Origin of the sequence: Marinicella pacifica, from assembly GCF_014636635.1 — a bacterium.
Taxonomy (GTDB): Bacteria; Pseudomonadota; Gammaproteobacteria; order Xanthomonadales; family Marinicellaceae; genus Marinicella; species Marinicella pacifica.
The window spans coordinates 21,218-43,226 of the sequence record NZ_BMEO01000002.1; the positions used below are offsets into that span (position 1 = coordinate 21,218).

The window sequence follows — 22,009 nt, forward strand, 5'->3', positions numbered from 1 at the left end:
GAGGAGTCATAATGTCAGAACCATTTTTAGCTGAAATCAGAATTGTCGGGTTTAATTTCGCCCCCAGAGGCTGGGCCTTTTGTGACGGCCAGATATTACCCATCAACCAAAACCAATCCCTGTACTCGCTGTTGGGGACCACCTATGGCGGCGATGGCAGAACATCATTTGCACTGCCTGATGTGAGAGGTCGTGTACCCATTCATGTCGGTAACAGCGGCGGAGGAACCCATCACACACTTGGGCAAAAAACCGGTGAAGAAACCCATACCCTTTCAGTCGCTGAAATGCCTCAACACCAACATCCTGTCAATGGCACCGGAAATACCGCCACTGAAGCCACACCGAACAGTAATTTGTTACCGGCTGTCAATAATGGCAAGCCCTATGCCTCAACTGCATCTGCCCCCATGGGAGATAACACAATCGCGCCAGTCGGTGGCGGTCAGGCGCACAATAACATGCAACCTTATCTGGCGATGAATTATTGCATTGCTCTACAAGGTTTATTCCCATCACGCAATTAGGAGAAAATTATGTCAGAACCATTTGTCGGCGAAGTTCGCATGTTTGCAGGTAACTTTGCACCCAGAGGCTGGGCTTTTTGCGATGGACAACTATTAGCCGTATCTCAAAATGATGCTTTGTTTAGTTTACTCGGAACAATCTATGGCGGTGACGGCAGAACTACATTTGGATTGCCCGATATGCGCGGCCGATTGGCCATACACGCAGGCACGGGCCCGGGATTGAGTCCCCGGCAATTAGGTGCCAAAGCAGGCAATGAACAAGAAACCCTGACGGTTAATCAATTACCCAGTCATCAACATGAATTGTTAGCTGCCAATACCCCCGGCTCTTCTGCCACACCCACAGGTCATTTAGCCAGAGACACAGCCGGCTCGAACCTGTATGTTGAAGCCCTTTCGACAAACAACACACCCCTGGATAACAGTGCTTCAAACAACGTGGGCGGTTCACGGGGCCACAACAATTTAATGCCCTATTTATGTATTAATTACATCATTGCCCTGGTGGGAATTTATCCTTCAAGACAATAAGGAGAATTATTATGTCAGAACCTTTTATCGCAGAAATCAGAATATTTGCCGGCAATTTTGCCCCAAGAGGCTGGGCTTTTTGTAACGGTCAGTTATTACCTATTTCTCAAAACACGGCTCTTTTTTCCCTGATTGGCACCACTTACGGCGGTGACGGCAGAACCACCACAGCGTTGCCTGACCTTCAGGGCAGAGCGGCCATGCACCCTGGGCGGGGTCCGGGGTTAACGTCCAGACGATTGGGTGAACGGGGTGGCACGGAAACTGTCACCTTAACTGAAGCGCAAATCCCCTCACATCAACACAGTCTCATTGCTGATAATCATGCCGGTGGCATTTCAGGAGGCGGTGCCAATACACCTGATCCGGCTGGTCACTATATGGCCAGCACATCAGCCAGTGGCCAGTTCTACGCAGACGGATCATCTAATCTCAGCCCAATGAACCCCACCAGTAACACTGGCGGATCACAAGCACATAACAACTTACAGCCCTTAATCGTGATTAATTTCATTATCGCATTAGTGGGTCTGTACCCTTCGAGGAGTTAACCATGAACAGAAGACTATTTGCGAAAACAATCCTTGGCGGCTTGGGCGCATCTGTGCTGACCAGCCCGGTGATGGCTCATTCCTCTTCAATTAAAACAAGTTCAATCAATTTTGAAGCTGGACACAGCATGCAAACAGATGATGGACTTAAAATGACCTTAAGTGGCCACCAATTGCCCACAAAAAATAAGGACCATCAACAGTTTGTGCTTACTTTTGACGTTCATAATCCGGATGATCATTTACAAGAAAAAATTTACCATTTGACTGATCACAAGGGTATTAAGCACGATATTTTTATGACACCTATTAATAAAAATCAACTACAGGCGGTCTTTAACCGGAGAACGCATGCCTGAAAATTGGTTGAACCAAAAGTCGTTCAAATTTATACCGAAAAGTGTTTTATTCAAAGCCATATCTAATAAGGATATGGCTTTTCTTTCTGAGTTGTATCGCAGCACTAGATGGCAAGAGGTGCTTCAAGCTCCGTGGAATGATGAACAACGCATCGAATTTCTAGACCAACAGTTTACCGCGCAACATGAACACTACAACAGCCACTACCCTAAAGCTGAAAAATTATTGATACTCAAAGAGACCAAACCCATAGGGCGGATTTATATTGATCGGGATGAAAGTTCGATTTGTTTGATAGATGTGGCATTACTCACACAACATCGCGGCAGCGGACTTGGTACTAAACTGCTTAAAGAGTTATTAATAGAAGCTCAGGCAACAAAGAAAAAAATAGTCATCCATGTTGAAAACTTCAATCCGGCCTACCAATGGTACCTGAAACATGGTTTCCAACAGGTGGAAGACAAAGGTGTTTACCAGTATATGGAATGGTACCCAAAATCAGCGAACAAGAACCAATCCGGTTAATCTCTTTTAAGTAAAAACAGCCTCATAGTGCACACCTTTATCGTCGCCAAAAACCGGCACTAAAAACAGTTCAAATTCCCCCATCTTTGAATGAGAAACCTGATAAACACCTTGCTCAAACACCTGCTTTTCATCACATGAAAACACCACTGAAAATTGTTCATTCTGCGATTTATTCTGAGGCTTAAGCCCGGCTTTAACTTCTTCTATACGACACGATACGGGTTGATCCTGTACAAAAGTAATCCCAAAGTCATCCCCACTGTATTGCTCAAATTGTTTTTTATTCGGTAAAGTCATAGTTATCAGTTCTTAAACCCCCTATTATAGCGTACTCACTTGCTACAGACATTAGAGTACAAAAAACTCGCCCATGGGAGAAGTCTCAGTTTTGATAATAATAACAACTAAAATTCTATGAATAATAACCATATTTTGCTATGATTATATTTGGGGATAATCTTATAAATGGATATACAAAACAGTAACTTAGAGGAAATATTATGAAAACTAATTTATTTAAAGGGCTCTGCCTGACACTGCTCTCAGGGTATGCTTTAGCCGACGTGAACATAAACGCCCAATTATGTAACCAGTCAAAGAAGCCTGTTGAATTTCACTTTTTTAATCATAATGATATTGCCAGCGGCGGGATTGCACTTGCCACAAAATCTGTGCAGGCTTGTTCCTGTGTAAACATTACCACACACACGGACTTATGGCACAACATGCCCATTGCAAGAATCAACCAGTTGGTTTATCGCGATGTTGGTAGTGTTTCGGGCACCAGCATTGAGGTTTGTCTGGATGCCAAGGGTAAATTTGAAGGCTATATCGAAGGCGGCGTCAAAACTTGCGCCAAAGCTAAAAAGGAAACTTCTTATTTGCCTGCGCCTGAACTCACCCGCGCCCAGGGTGATTTGAAAATTCTTGAAAGTCATTTGTACGCTGAATCAACCGACTGTCAATCAAAAGACTGGACCGGTGGTTGTGTAAAATATGACGCTAATTACAATTTCACAGATGGCGCTGCTTGTCACGGAAATTAAAGCTGTCATCAAAGAACGACTTACCCGTCCGGGCAATACGCGCTGACAGGTAAGTCGTTTTTTATTTCAAACAAATATCTACAATCGTTGATTACAAAAAAATTTAAACTTCGTTATTAGGAGACCTCTTCTCGTTCCCGATCGCATACTCTAACCACTTTAATGCCACTTCAACGGAGAACGAATACAGCTGTGTTCGTTGCCAAACGCCAGATCTGACAATAAAGAGCATATGCTCAGCGACCAGGAGAAGATGATTCAAAAAACCAAAGACACGGAAAAATTAATTCACCAAGACGATAAAAAACACCGTCAGGCGCTTGAAGACCAAGGCGGTTAATACATTTTCCTGTTAACCATGTAGATTAGCACCACCAGACGCAAGTATTTTTACTTTGGAATGTTTAAAAGCTGTTATTTTATCTGTGGTCTTTTATAATCAATGGGTTTTAAATTTCATGTGTACTTATGGATGCCATTCCTTCTGTTGGGTTTTCTATAGAATCAATGCTGCGCGGTCTGTTGGGGCTGTTGACCTTGGTTGTCATTGCTTATGCCTTTTCCAGTAACCGAAAAGCCATTAACTGGAAGGTGGTTGGGATTGGCTTAAGTATTCAGATGCTGCTGGCGATTGGTGTTTTGTTTGTACCCTTTGTTCAGGCGATCTTTGAAGGTATTGGTAGTTTCTTTGTCCATATCATGGAATTCACCAAAGCGGGGACCGCGTTTTTGTTTCGTTCCTTTGGAACCGGTGAAATTGAATCACCTTTGATTAACTTTGCGGTGATGATTTTACCGACGATTATTTTCTTTTCAGCGCTGACTTCGGTGCTGTTCTATTTAGGCATTATTCAGAAAATTGTTAAAGGCTTGGCCTGGTTACTGACCAAAGCCTTGCGCATTTCCGGCGCTGAGAGCTTATCGGTGGCGGGCAATATTTTCCTGGGTCAAACCGAATCACCGTTAATGATTAAAAAATACCTGGAGAAAATGAATCGCTCTGAAATACTGCTGGTCATGATTGGTGGTATGGCCACGGTGGCCGGCGGGGTGTTAGCGGCTTACGTAGGTTTTCTCGGCGGCGAGGACAAAGCTCAACAAATTTTTTACGCCAAACATTTATTGGCGGCTTCCGTTATGGCGGCACCCGGTGCCATTGTAATTGCTAAAATGCTGTATCCACAAACCGAGGAAATTAATTCCAATGTGGAAATTTCTCATGAATCTGTGGGTTCTAATTTTATTGACGCTTTATCCAACGGTACCACCGAAGGGGTTAATCTGGCCATTAATGTGGGTGCCATGTTGCTGGTATTTTTCGCCTTTCTGGCGATGATGAATTTTGGTCTGGCCGCAGTCGGTGATTGGTTCTCTTTGAATGCCTGGATTGCCGAGCATACCCCTTATGAAAACCTGTCGATGGAATTTTTATTGGGCTATTTATTTTCACCATTGATGTGGCTGATTGGTGTGGCGGTAGAAGACATTACCATGTTAGGGCAGTTATTGGGCGTCAAATTGATTGCCTCTGAATTTGTCGGCTATGAACAATTGGCCCGTTTAAAAGACGCCACCACCGGCCTGACCCTGACCTATGATAAATCCATTTTAATGGCCACCTATATGCTCTGCGGTTTTGCTAACTTTGCCTCCATTGGCATTCAGGTGGGCGGTATCGGCTCACTGGCACCGGGTCAACGCAAAACCTTATCCGCTTTTGGCATCAAAGCCTTAATCGGTGGCACCCTGGCTTCTTTACTATCAGCCACCATGGCCGGTATGCTGGTGGGTTAAAAAATAACATCCAAACTTGATTTTTCCGCTCATCTGGTTTGTAATGTTATAAACCACCTGTGGAGATGTATATTAACCAGCTTAGCTTCGGGGCGCATCAAACCCTCAGAACTGATGCATCGGGGATGCCACTTGAATGGCTGAATGCCACGCAAGTGGCTAAATTAATGGCTTTAGACATGGTGCAATACGCCTACGGCACCATCGTTCATCACCTCCACGGCGGCATCAATGCCCGCACCGGCATCCAAAGCGAATTCGAAATCCCCGCCATTATCGGCACCAAAGGTTACAACAATCATTTGCACAAACAACTGGCCCATTACGTACCACCACTGAACAACCAAACCCTCTTTAAGCGCGATCAGAATATGTGTCTGTATTGTGGCGATGTTTTTCCCAAATACCTGTTGTCTCGTGATCATGTGACCCCCTTGTCACAAGGCGGCGCTGATATCTGGCGCAATGTGGTCACCGCCTGCAAACGCTGCAATAACCACAAAGCCGACCGCACCCCCTTGCAATCGAATATGCGCTTACTGGCGATTCCTTTTGCACCAAATTACGCCGAATATATTTTCCTGCAAAACAAAAACATCATCGCCGACCAGATGGATTACCTGGTCAACCACTTCCCCAAAAAATCCCCGTTTCGGAAGTTTAAGGCGTAGGAATTAAAGTACGAAACGATTGTTAGGCATTGGGCACCCCCAAGGGGTGCGGCTAAATTAAAACACCATTCCCTAAAGACACATTGTCATTTTTTCCGTCTTCTGTCCTCTGTCTTCTGTCCTCTGTCTTCTGTCCTCTGTCTTCTGTCCTCTGTCCTCTGGATCTCAGGGCTCTATTCCTAATTTCTTGATTTTGTATCGCAGTGCTCTGAAGCTTATGCCCAGTAATTCCGCCGCCTTGGTCTTATTATTGTTGGTTTTGGCCAAAGCATTATTGATTTCGCGGATTTCGATGTCTTCGATGTATTTTTCGAGGTTTCGTGTACCGTCGAGATGAGGCTGAAAGCCGGTGTTGTCCAATTCTATATCGTCTTCACGAATCAGTTGGTTTTCACAATTAATCGCGGCTTTCGAGAGTATTAAATCCAGCTCTTTTAAATTCCCCGGAAAATCGTAGGAACGTAATTTTGCCATGGCACCGGGGTGTAACTTACAGGGTACCTTCTGCCATTTTTTGGCCAGACTTTCCAGACGAGATTCACATATTGCCGATAATTGTTGTTTGAGTAATAAAAGCGGCTTGGTTTCAATCTCACCCACGGCCAAATAACGCAGCAAGGTTTTTTTAATTCCCAGAGAATGCTTAAACTCTTCAGGAGACCAGTTGGTGGTCACCAGAATATGGGGTTCATGGCTGAGGGTTTTCAGCTGTTTCAGCAGATATGTTTGTTGTTCAGTACTCAGGATTTCCATATTGGCATAAACCCAGGTGCCGCTGTTATCCGGTATTAAATCAACATCTTCTTGCTCACAATCAATAAACGTAATGGGTTTATCATGCTGACGGCTGTTTTTATGAATCAAATGGGCCAGTTCTTCTTTCCAGCTGCCCAGTTGCCCAAAAATCAGGGTTGGCACCCCGCTTTCAGCGTATTTAAGAACCTGACTGTTGAGTGAGTCAAAATAAGGCACTTGGGCATCCAGAAGGTGTTGCGGTTGATCGACTTTTTGAGGTTGATTCAACTGCAAACCGGTGATCACCAGATTGCGCAACGTTTCCAGGCTGATGGGCTTGGTGATAAAATCATAGGCACCGCGTTTTAAGGTGTCCACCGCATGGTTGATGGTGCCAAAAGCGGTAATCACCGCAATCGGCATTTGTGGATGGTGCTCCTGCGTAAAAGCCACCAAATCACTGCCCAGGCCATCGGGTAATTTAAAATCGGTTAAGCACAGGTGAAAGCTGTATTTGGATAATTGATATTTGGCGGCGCCGACACTTTCTGCTTTAAAAACACTGAAACCCATCCGGGTTAATGAAATATCCAGTAATTGCAGAATATCGGGCTCATCATCCACCACCAGAATACGTTTTTTGGCGTTATTCATAAGGCAGCGGCCGTCAAAAGTTCGCGGCGCAAAAAAGGCCCAAAATTCATGTCTTCAATAAATGTCTGCATGGCTCCCTCGTCAACATTTTGTCGTTTTATTATAGCACCATTGGGCAAAGGCACATCAAGCACTATTTGTGCCAGTAATTTCGAGATGCGGGCATCCTCCTGGTGTTGTTTGATTTTTTGCATGCAAGACTTGGCGCCTCGAATAGACAGGAATTCAATCTGGCGATAATCATTCAATAAATGCTCTAAATCTTCGAAATGGTGCAGAAGAATTTGTGCTGTCTTTGGCCCCACGCCTTTGACACCGGGAATATTGTCCGCCTGATCACCGGCCAACGCCAAAAAATCAATGATTTGTTCAGGTTTAACACCAAATTTATCCGTTATGGCATCATAGCTTAAGGGTTTTGATTTACCGTAATCCCACCACCAGTCATCGGGACGGATTAATTGCGCCAAATCCTTATCGGCACTCACCACACAAACTTTATGGCCGGCATCGGCGTGTTTTTTATGCAAACTGCCAATGAGATCATCGGCTTCATAATGATGGTCTTTGAATGTTGAAATACCCAGCAATTCGGCCACTTGCCGGCAATAGACAAATTGTTTTTTTAGTTCCTCAGGCGCCGGGTCTCGGTTGGCTTTGTAAGGCGGATAAATCTCATTGCGAAAAGAACTGGCCAGGGATTCATCAAAAGCCACCGCAATATGTCTGGCCCGGGTTTGTTTTAAAAACCGAATGAGAAACCGGGCAAAACCGTACACCGCATGCACAGCTTCGTTACGACGGTTAAACCATTCCGGCTTGAGCGCATAATAACTGCGAAACACAAACACACTGGCATCAATCAGAAAAACCGGTTTATCCTGTGTTTCGCGCTCTGAACTCATGTTTTAACCAATCAAGCCCATGGCTTCCAGTTTTAACACAATTTGTTGGGTCGCCTGATCCGGGGAATAGTCCAGGGTATCAATTTCAAGCTCGGGATTCTGCGGCGCTTCATACGGATCGCTGATACCGGTAAATTCTTTAATCAGACCCTGACGGGCTTTGGCATACAGGCCTTTGCGATCTCGGCGTTCGCATTCTTCGAGCGGTGTGGACACATGCACCTCCAAAAAACCACCCACCGGTTCAATCATTTCCCTGACTTCAGCACGGGTTTGTGTATAGGGCGCAATCGGTGCACAAATCGCTACACCGCCGTTTTTGGTGATTTCACTGGCCACAAAACCAATGCGCAGCACATTGATGTTGCGGTGTTCTTTAGAAAAACCCAGTTCACTGGACAGGTTTTTGCGCACGATATCCCCGTCCAGTAAAGTCACCGGCCGGTTAATCATTTCCATCAGTTTAACCCGTAAGGCATTGGCTATGGTGGACTTGCCGGAGCCGGATAAACCGGTGAAAAACACAGTAAAACCCTGGCGGTTGCGCGGTGGATAGCTTTTGCGCAATTCATTCACCACTTCGGGATAAGAAAACCACTCAGGGATATCCAGCCCCTCACGTAAACGGCGACGTAATTCAGTGCCGGAAATCATCAGTGTTTTTTCGTTGTCTTCCACTTCAGAGACCGGAATGTACTGAGCTTTGTCTTGCGAATAGACCATCATTTCAAACTCAACCATCTCGATGCCAAGTTCTTTTTGATGTTTTTGCAGTAATTCCTGAGCTTCATAAGGACCGTAAAAGGGTTTGCCGTTACTGTCTTCACCGGGACCTGCATGATCGCGACCCACGATAAAGTGACTGCAGCCGTAATTTTTACGAATAATGGCATGCCACAAAGCTTCACGTGGCCCACCCATGCGCATGGCTAAAGGCAAGAGGGATAAGGCGGTGGTGCGTTCAGGAAAACGCTCAAGCAAATGTTCATAGCAACGCACCCGGGTAAAGTGATCAATATCACCGGGCTTAGTCATACCCACCACCGGCTGAATCAGTAAATTAGCTTCTGCCCGTTGAGCGGCGCGAAAGGTAAGTTCCTGGTGTGCACGATGCATTGGATTACGGGTCTGGAAAGCCACCACCCGGCCCCAACCCAGCTTGTTAAATTTATTTCGGATTTCTGCCGGTGTATGACGGTGTTGCTGGTAGTCGTAATGGGTCGGTAATTGCAACCCCAATAATTCACCGCCCAAGTAAAAATCACCGGCCTGGTTAAACAGATAATTGACGGCCGGGTGCTTAGTATCCGTGGTACCGAAAACCGCTTGCGCTTCAGCTTGTTTGTCCGCTTGCCAGACATCTTCGACTTTTAAAATAGCCAGCACCACGCCTTCTTCGTCGCGTAAGGTTAATTGGCCGGCTTTTTGCGCCGCCTCGGCGGTGGCCTCATCCACATCCAGAGTGACCGGCATGGGCCATAATAAGCCATTGGCCAGACGCATGTCTTTTAACACTGATTGGTAATCAGCCTTGTTCATAAAACCACGTAAGGGTGAGAAGGCACCATTCAGCAATAATTCTATGTCACAGGTCTGACGCGGGGTTAAGTCCCAATCAGGCAATTCATTGGCTATTTTCTGGCGTTCAGATTTTTGTTCTTCAGTGGGCAATAAATCGACTAACTCGCCACCATGGGGTTGGTTAATACTCATAAGGATTGTCCTAATTTTAAATTGTGTTTTTTAATTTTCTGCGCCACTGTGGTGTGCGACACCCCCAGTTGGCGCGCTAATTTCCGGGTGGAGGGGTATTTTTGGTACCAATGTTGCATAAATTGTTTTTCAAATTCATCCACCGCTTCTTGTAAGGTTAATTGTTCTAAATCCGTTGACAGACTCACCGCACCGTCCAAATCCAGATCAGTGGCGGTTATTTCACCGCTGCGATTGACCATCACCGCTTTATACAAACATTGTCTTAACTGACTGACATTGCCGGGCCAGTAATAACGTTTCATCTTCATCAGCGCATCATCATGCAAAACAGTCTGGCCACCGATATCCTGATTCATATGCTGTAAGAAGTATAACGCCAACGGTTCAATATCAGCCACCCTTTCCCGAAGGGGCAGTACATTTAAGCGCAACACATTAATTAACTCAATCCAACGGGCATTCATCTGCCCAGATTCCTGATAAAAGCCCAGGCGTTTGCTGGATGAGGTCATAATTCGCGGGGTGTTGTCCGTGGCTTGGTTAAAATATCGCCATAATTTTTGCTGCACATGTGAAGGCATGTATTCCACATGAGAAAAAAACACGGTCCCTTCTCGATTGAGATTGAGTACGCCGGGGCGATTATGGCGACCAAATAATAATTGTTCCATAGGCTCAGCTTTCATTGCCTGACAATCAATCACGGTGAACATATGGTGTCCGCGATCACTTAAGCTGTGACAGACATGGGCCAACAAGGTCTTACCGGTGCCGGCTTCACCAACGATATTAATCGGCGCATCGACCGTTGCCACACGTTTGGCTTTTTGCACTGTTTGCGCAAAAGACTCTGAAGTGTAAACCAAATTTTTTAAACCATCAATTTGTTCGCCCTGCACCACATAACTGCTGGCCTGAATTTTTTCGTGGTCACGAAACAGCAGCATCGCCGCCACCGGTTTATCACCGGCCGCTTTAATTGATTGCACTTCCAATAAAAGGGTACCGCCGGTGGTTTCAATATTCACCGGCAATTTGGATTCTGCAGCAGCATTGAGTTTATCCTGCCACCCCGGTTGGGTGAACAGGGTTTGCATGGACACCGGCTTGTCACGGTGTAAAGTAATACCAAAACGTTGCTCAGCGGCACTGTTGGCATAGGCAATTTGTCCTTTACTGTTAACACCCAAGACTGGGTCCGGCATCACCTGCATCAGGGAAGCCAGCATTTGCTGGGTGGCCACGCCGGGTAACACATCAATCTGATTCACCCATTTGACACCCGGGACACGCATAATCTGACTGGCCAGTGTGCCTTGTGTCGTCTTGTCTAATTCTTGCGTTTGCAAATAGATTTTGCCATCCTCAACCTCGAGTTTTTTTAAATCCGCCTGCTGCTGTTTAATTAAAGCCAGAATATCGTCGGTGATGCCGAGTTTGTTTTCGGTTGTGATGGCTAATTTCATGGTGTATTGTTTTTCTTACAATCTATATGTTATTTTAATTCAATGATTTAAGATAATTATTACAATTATTGTAAAAATTTTTTTACGCATTTTAACTTGGCCGGACAGGACTCTCAAGCTATAATTTTATTATCCAAATTCAGTATGGTTGCTATGAAATCCAATAAACTTCACTTCGCCACCCGCACCATTCATTCAGGTTACGACCCGCATCAAAACCATGGTGCGCTGACGCCACCCATGCACACCAGTTCCACCTTTGCATTTAACAGCGTTGAACAAGGTGGTGCCGCTTTTGCCGGCGACAACGATCATTATATTTACTCACGTTTAGGCACACCTTCGCAACAGCAGTTAGAACAACGCCTGGCTGATTTAGAAGAAGCTGAGGCGGCTTTGGTCACCGCTTCGGGCATGGGCGCCATCACCTCAGCCATCTGGTCTCTGGTGGAGCCGGGTGATGAAATCATTGCCGATAAAAGCCTGTATGGCTGTACCTTTAGCTTTTTTGAGCATGGATTAAAGAAATTTGGCGTGGCGGTCAATTATGTAGATTTATCGACACCGCAATTTCTGAGCGAACACATCACTGATAAAACCAAACTGGTGTACACAGAATCACCCAGCAACCCCAATATGCGTTTAGTGGACATCGCTGCTGTGGCGAAAATTACCCGCCAATATGGCATTAAATTTATGGTCGACAACACCTTTTGCACACCTTATCTGCAAAACCCAATCGCTTTAGGCGCGGATATTGTGGTGCATTCAGCGACCAAATACTTAGGTGGTCACGGCGACCTCATCGCCGGTGTGGTGGCCGGATCGGCCGAAGTTTTATTGCATATCCGTCAATATGGCCTCAAAGACATGACCGGTGCGGTGATTTCAGGGCATGATGTGGCTTTATTGATGCGGGGCCTGAAGACCCTGCATGTGCGCATGGACAGGCATTGTGAAAACGCTCAGAAAGTCGCTGGGTATTTACAGACCAGCCCGTATGTTAAACAGATTAACTACCCGGGTTTAGCGAACTTTCCCCAGGCAGAACTGGCCAAAAAACAAATGCGTCAACCAGGCGGTATGATTGCTTTTGAACTGAACGGCAGTCGTGAACAGGCAGCCGACTTTGTCAATCAACTTGAGCTTATTTTATGCGCAGTCAGTTTAGGCGACACCGAAAGTCTGATTCAGCATCCGGCATCCATGACCCACTCGACTTATACCGAAGAAGAACTCATTGCTCACTTAATAAGCCCTTCCCTGTTACGACTTTCAGTCGGCCTTGAACATGTGGACGACATCATTGCCGATCTTGATCAGGCTCTGGAATCCGTCTTTAATGGCGGATCCGGCAATAAGGGATTATCTGCTTTGGCCTGATTTTTCAGCGCAATAACCCGCCGTTGTAATTCAACGGCGGTGACTTCTTCAGGCACCATCGGCTCACCAACAATCAGTTCTATGCGTGCCCACAATTTCCGTGGCCAGCGTTGGTACCATTTTTTCCGGTAGCGTGAGAACATACTGCCCCAGAGATTGTTCAACGCCATCGGTACCACCGGTACCGGGTACTTTTGCAAGACTTTTTCAATACCGCGTTTAAATTCACCGACCCGGCCATCATCGGTTAAACGGCCCTCAGGGAAAACCACCACCACTTCACCTGCCTCCAGGCGCGCATAAATCTGTCGGTAAGCTTCTGCCAGCACCTCAGGATTTTCTTTCTCCGAAGCAATGGGAATACAACGTGCCAACCTAAATATCCAATGCAGAATCGGCAAATGATAAATCCGGTCATGCATCACATAGCGCACCGGTCGTGGCGAACGCGCCGAAATAATCACCGGATCCATAAAACTGATGTGGTTACAGGCCAGAATAACACCGCCATCAGCCGGGATGTTATGCAACCCACTGTAACGGGTGCGATACACAAGGGTACTGACCACCCAAGCCACCAGTCGCACAATAAAATCCGGCATCAGTTTAAAAATAATTAAACTAACGATGATGTGCAGGCCAATGGTAATCAAAAACAACTGTGGAATGGACCAGTCCAAACCAGCCAGCACCACCATCCCAAGCAATGCGGCCACCACCATAAATAAAGCATTAATAATATTATTACCGGCAATCATTCGGGAAACCCAGGATTTTTCCGACCGGGCCTGCACCATGGAGTATAAGGGCACAATATATAGTCCACCAAACACCCCAATCATCAATAAATCAAAATTAATCCGATAGGTACCGGTGAATGTCAGCACTTCGCCCAAACCGACAATACCTTCAATATCCAAATCCATACCCATACCGGCGATGGACAAATCCAGACCAAATATAGCCAGCCCCAAAGCCCCCAGCGGCACCAAGCCAATTTCCACTCGCCGATTCGAGAGTTTTTCGCACAATAATGAACCCACGCCGATACCCACCGAAAACATGGTCAGCAATAGCGTCACCACATGTTCATTGCCATGCAACACCAGGCGCGTGAAATTGGGCATTTGCGCTAAAAAGACCGAACCGAAAAACCAGAACCAGGAAATGCCCATTATGGCCAGATAAATATCCCGGTGCCTTTTCACCGTCTTGAGATTATCCGCCGTGGCGCGCCATAAACCCCAGTCAAGTTTAATCGTCGGTTCAGCCGCCGGCGTCAGGGGGATTTGTCGCGCCGATAGATACCCCAACGTGGCAAAACCCACCACCGCCAGTGAAATCGGTACAAAGGAATCCATGGCGATTAAAACACCGCCTAAAATGGTACCCAACAAAATCGAAATAAAGGTGCTCGATTCCACCAGACCGTTACCACCCATGAGTTCATGGCGGTTGAGTTTCTCGGGCAAATAACCGTATTTAACCGGACCAAACAGGGACGATTGTGAACCCATAAGAAACAGCACAAAAATCAATAAACCGACATGATTCAGGTAGAAGCCGACTGATGCCAGTAACATAATGGCGATTTCACCCATTTTAATGCGTCGGATCAAGGTGTCTTTGGGGTATTTATCCGCCACCTGCCCGGCAAAAGCCGAAAACAGGAAAAAAGGCAGAATAAACAAGCCAAAGGCCAGGTTGGTGAGCAGATTAATGTGCTGTTCCGCCACCTGAAAGGCAATCATAATAATCAGTGCGTTTTTAAAGACATTATCATTAAAAGCACCAAAAAACTGGGTCAGAAAAAACGGCAAATAGCGCCGCTCTTTAAGTAAATGAAATTGTGAGTGTGTACTCATGGGGTATGTTTAATCCACCTTTTTAAACTGCAGTATAGGTTGTTTCTCGGCATTTAAAAGCGTTAGCTTCAAACCTGACAACTGATAATGTTTAACGTTGTTTATCGCCCGGGTGAATTCATCGGCCAGTTTCATTTCAGGACAAGCCATCAGAGTGGTGGCCAAAGCACCGAACTCAATTCGACCCTGACCTGCTTTGACAATGCCCCCGGACAGTCGATTACAGCTGTCGGTGCCGAACACCTGCATCTTCGTTAAATTAAATTCCAGACTGGGCACGTCCTCACCACGATCTGAAAGCAAAGTCCGATCTACCGACTCACCCTGTATTTCTGTCAGCGCCCAAATATCATGCAGGCGGAGGGTGTCATCGGCTTGTCTTTCCACGACTTCCAGCAATTCATAACGTATCGATGACGCATCGGCCGGAACTTGCGCCGGTGGTAATTGGGTCTCCTGAACACGGATTTTATAGATATGGCCGAGCTCGTAATTAAAGCCTTTAATCGGGGCATACAATAAGGACCAGTTCTTAATATCGGCTTGTTGTTGATTTTCTTCGTCAATTTTCTGGATTTGCAGGCACATGCGCTCGCCCACGCCCTCACAAGTTCTTCGCCAGCTGTTGACCCAATAGAATTGCTCAGAACTGTTCTGACTGTCTGTCTTCATCGATGTGTTTTTATCAGGCTGCGACATGTGACTACAACCGGCCATCAGAACAAACAGATAAAGCAGCAATAATTTGTACATTGTGGACTCCAAAAATAATTTATCATGACATAAGACGTTTGAATTGCGGGTGAACACGCTGTTATTCAGTGTCTGGAGGTGGCAATAATAACTCAGGATCTAATCTAACATTCGTCCCTAAATTTATACGCCAGTCTAAATGTGGCCCTGTGGCACGACCGGTCATACCGATTTCGCCGATTTTTTCACCTTGCTGAACTTCTTGGCCGACTTTTACATTGACCTGACTTAAATGCAAATAGGTGGAATTCAGGCCATAGCCGTGATCGAGAATAATCGTCCCGCCGGTGTAATAATGATCATCCACCGCCATGGTCACGGTGCCTGAAATCGGCGCCACCACGGTAGAACCGGTGGCATTGGCAATGTCCATGCCGTAATGCGGTCGTTTCGGCTCGCCGTTAAGAATTCTTCGACTGCCATAGACACCGCTGACACGGCCTGTGGCCGGCCAGATAAAATCCTGTAAATAATGGCGATCTTCTGACCACACCGCGCGGGCTTGTTTCACTTCGGCCTGTTCTTTTTTAATCCGCTCCCAGAAACTGGCCGGTGGATTGACTTTATCCGCTGGCAGTCCGTCAATGCGTTCTTCGGGAAAGTCTCGCGGTGTCACCGGAATGGTTTTTTGATGGGCTTGTTCCTGATAGGTCACGGTGATTGTTTTGGGTTCAGTATCAAACCGCCCAAAGCCAAACATAAAGTAGCCTTCTGGGTCTGTTTTAACCGTTTCACCATCGATTGTGACTTTGGCATCTGCATTGGTCTGCGCGATCAACAAAGCCCCTTGTACCGGCTCGCCTTGAATGTTTAAAAAATAATCACCGGCCCATACAGAACCTGAAACCAGCATCAAAACTATCCATTTCATCCACATCATTTATAATAAGACCTTTATTGTAATCGCTTCATTTTAACACCAAACGTCATGAACCTCATCGCTATCGAAACCGCCACCGAACAATGTGCTGTTGGTTTATTGCACAACGACCGGATAACGACCACCGCAGAAATCGCACCGCAGCAACATGCCAATATTATTTTAGATCGGCTTGAGGGCTTATTAAACGACGCTCAATTAAAAAAGTCACAACTCAGTGGTATCGTATTCGGCCTCGGTCCCGGTGCCTTCACCGGTGTCCGCATTGCCTTTGCGGTGACCCAGGGTCTGGCGCTGGCTTTAGACATTCCGGTGATGGGTGTGTCAACATTAGAAAATATGGCCTGGCAGGTTTTTCAGAACAACCCCGATCAAGAACAAAAAATTCTCATCGCAAACGATGCCCGAATGGGTGAAGTTTATTGGGCTGAATTTAAAACGCAGAATGGCCAACTAATCCGCATGAATGACGACCAGGTGAGTCAACCCAAAGATGTAAATATCAATGATTTCGACACCGCCGCCGGCAGCGCCTTTCATGATTTATTGCGTGAACACATCAATGACAATAAAACCCGGCCCATCAACGCCAACAGCCTCCCCGACGCCCAAGCCTTATTAGAAATCGCCCAAACCCGCTTCAAAAAAGACCAGCAAAATATCGCCGACATCCAACCGCATTATGTCCGTGATAAGGTGGTTTTTAGTTAAAGAAGAATTTTATGAGCGGATTACTAACCCAGAAAATCCAGTGTCCCTACTGCTGGGAAACCTTTGAAACCGTGGTGGATTGTTCTGTCCCTGAGCAGGTCTATGTTGAGGACTGTTTTGTTTGCTGTCAGCCGATTGTGGTGAATGTGGTTACCGATGGCGAGACAATCGTGCGACTCGATGTTTCTGCGGAAAATCAATCATGACCCAGCCTGATGTGAATAATTCAGTCACGGGCTTTTTCATAAAGGTGTGTTCTTGGGACTTACGCTTCCGCTCCCAGCTCACGCAGCACACCTCCATCCATGGAGGCGTCATTCACTTTTGTTTCCGACAAATAGTGGCCTACAGGACGTAGGTCCGTGGCGAGAGCAGGACGCGGAAGCCGCCAAAGCGGCCGCGGCGAACACTTCATATAACTTCGCACGAATGACACCATTCACACAAGGCTTCTTTGCTGCGCAAAACCGCCATGTGCTCATTGGCTATTCTCTTCGCCTCTGATTCACGGGCAACGGCATTACGTGAGCGCTTCTTTAATTTCGTTAAAACCGTACTCACTTCATTGCCTGCCCTACGCTCACGGCCTTAAAGGACATTCCGTCACGCTTCTTTGCTTCGCAAAAACGCATGACTTCATTTACCTGGCCTAACCGGCTCGGCGGGTCGTGCTGCTCAGCAGCACTCCATCGCCCATTTATCGACAAATTGACCAACCACCCTGGTCAAAGTGGAAGTGGTTGTGGTGGGCTTTGTTATAATCAGGGCCTAATACCGTAGAAAATTTACCGCAGGCGACTTGTTGAACGGCTTGTAGAAAGTTACCTTTTGCGGTGTTTTGGCCCCAATCTTTTAGAACAGATATTTCTCTGCCGTCGGCCAATACAAATCCGGCAACATCGATGGCATTAGCATAGGCATGTTGGCTACGGCGACCTTGTTTGGCATTATTAATGTTGCGACAGGCATAGGTGCCATAATGACGAATGCGGATTATTTTTTGTCCGAAGGTTTCTATGGCCAGGGGCTGAAGGTCATGGCGCTCCCAAATGGCGAGTGCCACTAAAGCCGGACATTTAAGAATAATATCACCGCCATAAGAAATATCCGATTGAATCAGCCTCACCACGTTTCTAAAGGCGCAATTATCACCGGTGGTTTTGTCGGCAACCCGTTCAAAAGTTAAATCGCTGCTTTCCAACACTGCAAAACAGGCATCCGGGTTATTTTTGAGATGATTAATTTTGGTTTTCAGTACAAATGACGGCGCATGTTCAATGCGCAAGGGTTTTAATGGATTGATATTATCCGGCACATATTTCTTGACCAGTTGAAAAGCAATGAATATCGTTGTCACAACCAGCAAACCGATTAGCAACACTTTCAGGGTTTTGTACATGGCATCCATGTTAACAGCTGTTTTTTATTCGGAGTTGAGATGTTTTTTAAAAAATGAATCCATGTCTTTACCCACATCCACTTCATCAGCAAACCAGGGATGAACTTTGAGCACCGTCATCACATGTCCGATGTCTTGATACAGGGTTTTCTCGACCTCCACTCCGGCGGCTTTTAACTGATTATAAAAGGTATCGAAGTTAAACCGGCCCACAGTGTTATCACCCATACTGTGAATCAGTTTTATCGGTGGTTCATCACCTTCCACAAAAGCATTGGCTTTCATAACATCAAAATTTTCGCGACCAAAGGTTTTGATGTATTGTGGTTTTTTAGGGGTAAAATTATAAGGCCCGGCTAAGCCGACAAAGGCTTTAATATCATCAATGCCCACGCCCACTTTATTGAGATAATGTTTATCAGTGACCAGTAAAGCGCCTGTGTGTGCCCCGGCAGAATGTCCGGCCAGCAAGAGCTTGTTTGCATCACCACCATATTTTTCGATATTGTTTTTAACCCAGGCGATGGCCAGTGCAATGTCTTCAACAAAGGTCGGGAACCGGCCATCGGGGTATTTAATGTAATCAGGAATCACCACCATGTAGCCTTTTCTCACCAAAGCATCAGCGACAAAATGGTGTTGTTCCTTCGAGCCTTTGTACCAGCCGCCGCCATAGATAAAGATCACCACCGGTATCCGGGTTTTGTTTTTTTGCGGATAAATATTGAGTTTTTGCCATTCCTTGGCACCATAGGCAATGTCTTTTTCACATTGGATGGGATGGGTTATTTTAAGTGCGCTGTTGTATAAAAAAGAGCCCACACCCGCGTGGGAAGATTGACTGAACATAAAGAATATAATCAATAGCACGCACAGAATAACATTTTTCACCATACAAATTCGTTTTTGAAAAAAACCTCACTTTAGCAAAGGCTGTGTGAAAATCAGTTCAAAGCAAAATACAGGGATTTAGCACCTAAAAATAGAGCCACTAAAATGACACAGACACCCAGAAAATTATGCACCGGCGTATTTTTAAATCGGCCCAGTAAATCAGTACGGTTCATGGCATACAATAAAAAGGCGGCCAGTAGGGGTAGCAATAAACCATTCGCAATCTGGGCAAACCAGATAATGGTGATGGGTTGATAACCAGACAATGATAACAACAAACCACTGAACAGCACCACCATCCATATCAGTTTGAATTTTATGTTTTTACCATCTGTTGGCCAACCCATCATACCGGCCACCGCATAAGCCGCTGCCAATGGTGCAGTGATGGCCGATGATATTCCGGCCGCAAACAATCCCACAGCCACGCACACCGAAGCCCATGATCCCAATAAAGGTTGTAATTGCACGGACATATCAGCCGCAGACCGGATGTCTGCCTGCTGTCCAAAGAAAGCCGTGGCAGCGGTGGCCACGATACTGATTGAAATCAAACCACCAATGCCGATAGAAATTAAGGTGTCTTTATGAAGCAATGGTAAATCTTCAGGTTGATGCCATTTTGATTTGACTGCTGAGGCGTGTAAGAATAAATTATACGGCACCACCGTTGTGCCTACCAGGGCGACAACGGTTAACCAGGCGCCTTCGGGAACGTGCGGTTTCATGCCTTGAAAAAGTGCCGGCCAATCGGGTTTGGTTAATAAAAATGTGGTGACAAAAGCCACACTCATTAATAACACCAAAGCAATCAGTGCACGTTCAAAAACCCGGTAACTGCCCTGAAATAACACCGCAAAAGCCACCACCACAATCAGCACCGCCCAGGGGAAATCAGTATCAGGTAACATCGCTTCCAGCCCCAATACCGCCCCGGCAATATTGCCACCCTCATAAGCGCCGTTGCCAATGAATATGGCCACCATAACCAGGGCAAAAACCAGGGGTCTGGTCAGCGGATGGCTGAATTGTTTTTTTAGCACTTCGCCCAAACCTTGTTGCGTGACCAGGCCCAAACGGGCCGACATTTCCTGTAAAAGCATACAGGCCATCAAAGAAAACAGCAAAGCCCATAACAAGGCATAACCAAAATTGGCGCCGGCCAAAGTACAGGTGGTGACTGTTCCGGGACCGATAAAAGCCGCGGCCACCAGACTCGCCGGCCCCATTCGAAATCGCTTAGGATATGAAACTTTCATTTACCCCAGTAAAATCCAGGTTCCAAATCCTAAAAACGACACATAACCGACGATGTCGGTCACGGTGGTCAACACCACACCGCCGGCAATCGCCGGATCAATACTCAGACGGCGCAAAAACACCGGTACCAGAACACCCGCCAGGGCTCCGGCAATCAAGTTCACCACCAATGCCAATGCAATCACGATGCCCATTTCAACATCTTTATACCAGGCCACAATTACAATCGACAAAATAATCGCCCACACAAAACTGTTTATCACCCCAATCATCACTTCACGATTCAACAAATTCCTGATGTTTCCGCTGCCCACCTGACCGGTGGCCATGCCGCGTATCATCAAGGTTAAGGTTTGCGAACCGGCAATACCGCCCATGGAGGCCACGATCGGCATCAGCACCGCCAGCGCCGCGACCTTTTTAATGGTGTCTTCAAAAAAACCAATGGCAAAGGCCGCCAGCAATACAGTCAGTAAATTAACACCTAACCACACAGCCCGACGTTTTGAGGCACTGATAATCGGTGCAAACATATCACCTTCTTCATCCAGACCCGCCATCCGCATCACCGAGCGTTCGGCTTCTTCGCGAATCACATCCACCACATCATCAATCGTTATGCGACCAATGAGTTGGTTTTTTTCATTGATAACCGGTGCTGAAATCCAGTCATTGTGCTCAAAATCCTGAGCCACTTCACTGGCATGGGTGGTGTCCATAATCGCCGGTGCATCCTCATCAACGATGTCACGAATGGGTGTTTTGGGGTCACAGGCAAGTAAAGTTTCCAGCGGCACCCGGCCTTTGTAATGGCCTTTTCGCCCCACCGCAAACAGGTCACCGATGGGTTTGGGAATGTTTTCCCGAAACCGCAGATAGCGCAATACCACATCCACATTCACATCAGTGCGTACCCGCAACACATCAGGATTCATCAAACCACCGGCACTGTCCTCAGGATAGGACAATACCTGATGCAACATATCCCGCGATGTTTTATCCATCGACAGCATCAGCTCATTGGATACCTCTTCGGGCAAGTCCACAATGATGTCCGCCATGTCGTCAAGATCCAGATCGCGGGTGGCATCAACCAACTCATCGGTATCCAGATGTTCAATCAGGCTGTCACGCACTTCATCGTGCAGAGAAACCAACACCTCACCTCGGCAGGATTCATCAATCAGTTCCCACACCTGATAACGCTTGTCACCGGGCAATGATTCCAAAAACATGGCCGCCTCGGATCCGGGTATTCCGTTAATAATCCGTGAGATGGCACCCAAATGGCCTTCATCCAGGGCCAAATGCAGTGCATGAATTTCTTTTTCGGTGGTTTCGTTGGGTTGGGTTTCTGCCATTGAAGTCTCTTGT

Annotated in this window: 23 protein-coding genes; 11 read left to right on the top strand and 12 right to left on the bottom strand. The window is 46.4% G+C overall.

Annotated features, from left to right (window positions below):
* Positions 1-11 precede the first annotated feature (11 nt).
* From IEV16_RS02140 to IEV16_RS02160, 5 genes are read left to right on the top strand one after another with little or no spacing between them, the layout of a single operon-like run.
* Positions 12-527 (top strand): phage tail protein, encoded by a 516-nt coding sequence (locus tag IEV16_RS02140; protein WP_188364030.1) that lies wholly within the window; start codon positions 12-14, stop codon positions 525-527.
* A 9-nt stretch (positions 528-536) separates the two neighbouring features.
* The gene (locus IEV16_RS02145; protein WP_188364031.1) at positions 537-1,061 is read left to right on the top strand and encodes a phage tail protein; all 525 of its coding nucleotides are present in this window, start codon (positions 537-539) and stop codon (positions 1,059-1,061) included.
* Between the two features lie 11 nt (positions 1,062-1,072).
* A complete protein-coding gene (locus tag IEV16_RS02150; protein ID WP_188364032.1) occupies positions 1,073-1,612 on the top strand; it encodes a phage tail protein in 540 nt (179 codons plus the stop codon).
* 2 nt (positions 1,613-1,614) lie between these two features.
* Positions 1,615-1,971: a DUF6916 family protein gene (locus IEV16_RS02155; RefSeq protein WP_188364033.1), complete on the top strand. Its 357-nt coding sequence runs from the start codon at positions 1,615-1,617 to the stop codon at positions 1,969-1,971.
* On the top strand, positions 1,964-2,500 hold the full coding sequence (locus IEV16_RS02160) for a GNAT family N-acetyltransferase (protein ID WP_188364034.1): 537 nt from the start codon (positions 1,964-1,966) through the stop codon (positions 2,498-2,500). The genes IEV16_RS02155 and IEV16_RS02160 overlap by 8 nt, the downstream gene beginning before the upstream one ends.
* A 6-nt stretch (positions 2,501-2,506) precedes the next feature.
* On the opposite strand, the gene IEV16_RS02165 is transcribed toward IEV16_RS02160, so the two are convergent.
* Positions 2,507-2,800 carry a DUF6916 family protein gene (locus IEV16_RS02165; protein WP_188364035.1) on the bottom strand — a complete coding sequence of 98 codons (294 nt, stop codon included), beginning with the start codon at positions 2,798-2,800 and terminating at the stop codon, positions 2,507-2,509.
* A gap of 203 nt (positions 2,801-3,003) precedes the next feature.
* Here IEV16_RS02165 and IEV16_RS02170 point away from each other — a divergent pair, with 203 nt between their 5' ends.
* The 3 genes from IEV16_RS02170 (at position 3,004) to IEV16_RS02180 (ending at position 6,014) form a co-directional block, all read left to right on the top strand.
* The gene (locus tag IEV16_RS02170; RefSeq protein ID WP_188364036.1) at positions 3,004-3,549 is read left to right on the top strand and encodes a hypothetical protein; all 546 of its coding nucleotides are present in this window, start codon (positions 3,004-3,006) and stop codon (positions 3,547-3,549) included.
* 468 nt (positions 3,550-4,017) lie between these two features.
* Positions 4,018-5,343 (top strand): NupC/NupG family nucleoside CNT transporter, encoded by a 1,326-nt coding sequence (locus tag IEV16_RS02175; protein WP_188364037.1) that lies wholly within the window; start codon positions 4,018-4,020, stop codon positions 5,341-5,343.
* 65 nt (positions 5,344-5,408) lie between these two features.
* Positions 5,409-6,014 (top strand): HNH endonuclease, encoded by a 606-nt coding sequence (locus IEV16_RS02180; protein ID WP_188364038.1) that lies wholly within the window; start codon positions 5,409-5,411, stop codon positions 6,012-6,014.
* A 165-nt stretch (positions 6,015-6,179) separates the two neighbouring features.
* Here the strand turns inward: IEV16_RS02180 and IEV16_RS02185 are convergent, their stop codons facing one another.
* Genes IEV16_RS02185 through IEV16_RS02200 form a run of 4 tightly spaced genes read right to left on the bottom strand, consistent with a single transcriptional unit; the run spans position 6,180 to position 11,490 of the window.
* The gene (locus tag IEV16_RS02185) at positions 6,180-7,403 is read right to left on the bottom strand and encodes a sigma-54-dependent transcriptional regulator (RefSeq protein WP_188364039.1); all 1,224 of its coding nucleotides are present in this window, start codon (positions 7,401-7,403) and stop codon (positions 6,180-6,182) included.
* A complete protein-coding gene (locus tag IEV16_RS02190) occupies positions 7,400-8,308 on the bottom strand; it encodes a 5'-3' exonuclease (RefSeq protein ID WP_188364040.1) in 909 nt (302 codons plus the stop codon). Before IEV16_RS02190 ends, IEV16_RS02185 begins: the two co-directional genes overlap by 4 nt.
* 3 nt (positions 8,309-8,311) lie before the next feature.
* Positions 8,312-10,021 carry a bifunctional sulfate adenylyltransferase/adenylylsulfate kinase gene (locus IEV16_RS02195; protein WP_188364041.1) on the bottom strand — a complete coding sequence of 570 codons (1,710 nt, stop codon included), beginning with the start codon at positions 10,019-10,021 and terminating at the stop codon, positions 8,312-8,314.
* Positions 10,018-11,490 carry a sigma 54-interacting transcriptional regulator gene (locus IEV16_RS02200; protein WP_188364042.1) on the bottom strand — a complete coding sequence of 491 codons (1,473 nt, stop codon included), beginning with the start codon at positions 11,488-11,490 and terminating at the stop codon, positions 10,018-10,020. The genes IEV16_RS02195 and IEV16_RS02200 overlap by 4 nt, the downstream gene beginning before the upstream one ends.
* 153 nt (positions 11,491-11,643) lie before the next feature.
* Between IEV16_RS02200 and megL the strand changes: the two genes are divergently transcribed.
* On the top strand, positions 11,644-12,873 hold the full coding sequence (megL, locus tag IEV16_RS02205; protein WP_188364043.1) for a methionine gamma-lyase: 1,230 nt from the start codon (positions 11,644-11,646) through the stop codon (positions 12,871-12,873).
* Here megL and IEV16_RS02210 read toward each other — a convergent pair.
* From IEV16_RS02210 to IEV16_RS02220, 3 genes are all read right to left on the bottom strand, one after another.
* The gene (locus tag IEV16_RS02210) at positions 12,810-14,738 is read right to left on the bottom strand and encodes an MFS transporter (protein WP_188364044.1); all 1,929 of its coding nucleotides are present in this window, start codon (positions 14,736-14,738) and stop codon (positions 12,810-12,812) included. The two genes, megL and IEV16_RS02210, sit on opposite strands and share 64 nt — an antisense overlap.
* Before the next feature lie 9 nt (positions 14,739-14,747).
* A complete protein-coding gene (locus tag IEV16_RS02215) occupies positions 14,748-15,491 on the bottom strand; it encodes a DUF4377 domain-containing protein (RefSeq protein WP_188364045.1) in 744 nt (247 codons plus the stop codon).
* Positions 15,492-15,552: 61 nt separating this feature from the next.
* The gene (locus IEV16_RS02220) at positions 15,553-16,362 is read right to left on the bottom strand and encodes a M23 family metallopeptidase (protein ID WP_229728215.1); all 810 of its coding nucleotides are present in this window, start codon (positions 16,360-16,362) and stop codon (positions 15,553-15,555) included.
* A 57-nt stretch (positions 16,363-16,419) separates the two neighbouring features.
* On the opposite strand from IEV16_RS02220, the gene tsaB reads away from it, so the two are divergent.
* Positions 16,420-17,082 (top strand): tRNA (adenosine(37)-N6)-threonylcarbamoyltransferase complex dimerization subunit type 1 TsaB, encoded by a 663-nt coding sequence (tsaB, locus tag IEV16_RS02225; protein ID WP_188364047.1) that lies wholly within the window; start codon positions 16,420-16,422, stop codon positions 17,080-17,082.
* Between the two features lie 11 nt (positions 17,083-17,093).
* The gene (locus IEV16_RS02230) at positions 17,094-17,288 is read left to right on the top strand and encodes a CPXCG motif-containing cysteine-rich protein (protein WP_188364048.1); all 195 of its coding nucleotides are present in this window, start codon (positions 17,094-17,096) and stop codon (positions 17,286-17,288) included.
* A 491-nt stretch (positions 17,289-17,779) separates the two neighbouring features.
* Here the strand turns inward: IEV16_RS02230 and IEV16_RS02235 are convergent, their stop codons facing one another.
* From IEV16_RS02235 to mgtE, 4 genes are all read right to left on the bottom strand, one after another.
* Positions 17,780-18,481, bottom strand: a complete 702-nt coding sequence (locus IEV16_RS02235; RefSeq protein WP_188364049.1) for an extensin-like domain-containing protein — start codon at positions 18,479-18,481, stop codon at positions 17,780-17,782.
* A 24-nt stretch (positions 18,482-18,505) separates the two neighbouring features.
* The gene (locus IEV16_RS02240) at positions 18,506-19,330 is read right to left on the bottom strand and encodes an alpha/beta hydrolase (RefSeq protein ID WP_188364050.1); all 825 of its coding nucleotides are present in this window, start codon (positions 19,328-19,330) and stop codon (positions 18,506-18,508) included.
* 95 nt (positions 19,331-19,425) lie between these two features.
* A complete protein-coding gene (locus IEV16_RS02245; protein WP_188364051.1) occupies positions 19,426-20,634 on the bottom strand; it encodes an Nramp family divalent metal transporter in 1,209 nt (402 codons plus the stop codon).
* Positions 20,635-21,996: a magnesium transporter gene (gene mgtE / locus IEV16_RS02250; RefSeq protein WP_188364052.1), complete on the bottom strand. Its 1,362-nt coding sequence runs from the start codon at positions 21,994-21,996 to the stop codon at positions 20,635-20,637.
* Between the last annotated feature and the right edge of the window lie 13 nt (positions 21,997-22,009).